Genomic DNA, 3,829 nt, shown 5'->3' with positions numbered 1-3,829 from the left:
TACACCGGTTAATCCAATTGAGCCTGCAATAGATATGTATGCATCATCTTTGCTAATTACGTATCTAGAAATCTTTTTATGAGTTTCATTTGATAGGTATTCTAATTGCTCCTTCTTAATCTCAAACTCACCAAAATCTGTTACTCGAAGGTATGGGTGGGAGGTTTTTTGTTCCGAGTATTTAGCACCTTTTGGAAGTCTTTTGCCTCCTTTTACATTGGCAATATTTCCTATGGGAGTAATCAACCAATCTGAAGTTATATTCCAATTTTTAGGGATTTTATCAGGTTGGGTCTGTTGAAATGGTTTTAATTTTCTAGGTTTAATAGGCTTCTTCCCTTTCTTTCCTTCCTTCTCCCATTTTTTAACTGCTTCTTTCCAGTCCTTAAGTTCTTGTTCGTATCTGGCTTGGCGTTCTACTTTGATGCGTTCTAAGAGCTTTTCAGCTGATTCAGGACTGTTTTCTTTTCGCCACTCTTCGGTGAGCTTTCCTTCAAAAGCATGCTTGAGCAAAGCTTGCCGATATACTTTTAGCTGGTTCTGAGCCAGCTTGAGATTCTCCACGCCATTGTCCAATTCACTAAATAGCTCTTCTATCTTTGCAACTATGCGATGTTGTTCTTCAACCGGTGGCAAATTAACCTCCAGATCTTTCAGTATCGTCTGACTGATATTTGGCTGTGCTCCTCCAATTCGTTTTTGTAGTAGCTCTTCTTTTCTATTTATTAGAAAGTAGAATAAATACTTATTCGGCATTCCAGCAAAACACATAATTGAGGCAACTGCTTGATTTGTTGCAGCCTCTATTCCGAGAAATGCCAGTCTACCTACAGTTGCCCCATAAAGAGCGATCAGCAAGGTGCCTTTTGGAACAATCTTGGCACTAGAATTCTCAATTGCCGTCTTAGTTATGTATTCTTCAGTTTTTGTAATAACTCCATATTTCAATTCACCAGATTTTACCCAAGGTATATCTCCATTATAATAGGAGCTATTTTTTCTATTCGGAGTTCCTCCGCTAGATGTTAGACTAATTTGTTCTAGTCTGACAGTTTCCCATCCAATCGGTAAATTCAACTCTTGATTCATCTACGCTACTAACTCCTTATTTAATTCATCAATCATGACATCCATCTCTTCTCCAAAGAGATCCCACATTTTCATCATTCCACCTTTCGAATCAAAAGGGCTAAAATCCAAATCATCTCGCTCCAGATAAAAGGAAGTAGCAATGTGATCTTTAATCATTCTTAGCCATGTCATTTGCTCCTCGGTGTACTTCACAGGCCCAGCCTGTTTCTTAAACACCCAGTCCTGAAATCGCTTATCTACTACTTTGCTAAAAGGCACTAATTTTTTATCCAATCCAATGACTCTTCGTACCAGAGCAACCAAAGCAGTGAGTTCATTGAGTGGCGAACTGTGTTGTAATCCGTCTAAATGTTCATAAGCCTGCCATAGCCGCATCGGTGCTAAGGTTGGCTTATCCTGTTTTAACTTATCTAAAAGATCTTTTACCAGATCATAGGTTAGGTCCTTTCTGCTGTACGGCTCTGCATAAAACCAGCTCAAGGCCAATATCTCATCCTTGTGTGAGGCAATGTAATTTTTAAAATCTTCAACAATGGCCTGCGCTTTTTCCTTTTGTTCAGTATCCCAGCCAGCAAATTCCAATTCGTCAATGTTTACCACATCGATGATCTGCTCTAGGCTTTTTCTTACATTATCTACATACTCAATCAACTCGCCAGTAATTGGTGCACCGGCTTCTCGTCCCATTTCCTGCTGGGTTTCTTCTTCTTGGGCTGGTGTAGGATTTCCGTACCTGGCAATGGCTTCTGATTTTACTTTATCTGGATCAAAGACAGCTAACAGATCTTTCATCATTTGATTGATGGTCTTGCCTCCAGCTAGTTCTTTAAACTTCTCCTTTTCTTCAGGAGATATTTGTTTTTCAATACGTCCTAAGCGACCAGCTAAGGAAATAAATACATCTTCATCCACAGCTCCCATCATGGTCATGTGCATAAGGTCTTTGAGAGGAACAGTCCTCTTTCGTTCAAGCGGTCGGCTATCAGTTTTCACTTCCTTCATTACGCCAATTGCATCTACAATCACAAAATGGTCTTTCGTAGCAATAGCTGAAGGTGTGACCTTTTTCAGATCTTCAAACTTGATTGTTCGAGTACCACGCCCCTTCATTTGCTCAAAATAACCTTTCGATCTTACCATTCGCATGAACAGCAAGCACTCCAAAGGCTTCACGTCCGTACCCGTTGCAATCATATCCACGGTCACTGCAATTCTTGGGTGATAGTCATTCCTAAATGAGGATAGAACAGACTTTGGATCCTCTTTAGACTGATAGGTAATCTTCTTGCAAAAACTGTTACTCTCCCCAAACTCTTCCCGCACGATATCAATGATATCATTGGCATGACTATCCGTTTTCGCAAAGATCAGCGTTTTAGGTACTTCCTTTCTATCAGGGAATAATACAGGCAACTTCTTACGAAAGGCCTTGATTACATTTCTAATCTGGCTTGGATTAACGATATCCTTGTCTAATTGCTTTCCTGTATAGACAACCTCTTCATCTACCTGCTCCCATCGTTTTCTGCGAGAAAGCTTTTCACGTTTGTCCACATATTCCTTGGCCTCAATGACTGCACCTGTTTTGGTGATCTTCGTCTCAATCAAAAAGGTATCATATGTAACATTGACGCCATCAGCCACGGCCTCTTCATGGGGATACTCGCTCACCACATTTTCATTAAAGAACCCAAACGTACGCTTGTCGGGAGTAGCCGTCAATCCAATTAAGAAAGCATCAAAATAATCCAGTACCTGACGCCATAAGTTGTAGATGGAGCGATGGCACTCGTCAATAATGATAAAGTCGAAAAACTCCACCGGAATCTTCTCATTATAAACTACCGGCAAAGGTTCTTTCGCCTTAATCACTTTCTCATTTGGATTCTCCTCTTCCGCTTTTTCATCTAATTCCTCACCTTTTAAAATTGAATAGAGTCGCTGAATGGTACATATAATCACATGCGCATCAGGATTGATGTAGCTCGACTTCAATCGTTGCACCGTATAGAGCTCGGTGAATTTCCGATTCTCATTGGGAGGCGTAAAAGCCATGAACTCCTGCTCGGCCTGTTCACCAAGATTCTTTGTATCAACCAGAAAGAGGATGCGCTTCGCTTCTCCAAATTCCAGAATCCTGAAAATGGAGGAGATAGCAGTAAAAGTCTTGCCTGCACCAGTCGCCATTTGAATCAATGCTCGCGGTTTATTCTCGACAAAGGATTCCTCCAGATTTCTAATAGCCTTAAACTGACAATCTCTGAGTGAGCCTTTATCTAACGCTGGAAATGATTGGAGTCGAGCTCTTAACGTATCATCCTTCTTGAGCTCTTCTTCAATGGTTTCCGGTCTTAAAAAAGAAAAGACTTCCCGCGCTCGCGGTTTAGGATCTTGTAGATTCCAGAATTCAGTTATTTCACCAGTAGAGAGATATACATAAGGAAGAACTTGCTCATCAACAATCCATTTTAACTTACTAGTGGCATATTCTTCCGCTTGATCTTCATGCGCTTTTAGTCGCCCACCTTCATCGATTTTCTTGGCTTCAACAACACCAACAGGTTGTTTATTAACAAATAACAAGTAATCAACCGGACCTCTTTCGGTTCTATATTCCCGCACAGCCACTCCAAGCCCAGCATTCAAATTGATTTGCTTCAAATCCTGAACGATCCATCCACAAGCAGCTAATTGCTTATCGATGTTGTCTCTAGCGATTTGTTCTGGACTTTGATTC

At 40.7% G+C, this 3,829-nt stretch carries 2 protein-coding genes; both read right to left on the bottom strand.

The window, feature by feature from the left end; genetic code table 11:
• Window positions 1-1,089: restriction endonuclease subunit S (locus E1176_RS04375; RefSeq protein WP_185152623.1), on the bottom strand; the 1,089-nt coding region annotated here is incomplete at its 3' end.
• On the bottom strand, window positions 1,090-3,829 hold a 2,740-nt coding region (locus E1176_RS04370; RefSeq protein WP_155209352.1), incomplete at its 5' end, for a type I restriction endonuclease subunit R.

Origin of the sequence: Fulvivirga aurantia (genome assembly GCF_009711475.1) — a bacterium.
GTDB lineage: Bacteria > Bacteroidota > Bacteroidia > Cytophagales > Cyclobacteriaceae > Fulvivirga > Fulvivirga aurantia.
This window is presented reverse-complemented; position numbering and strand designations above follow the sequence as displayed.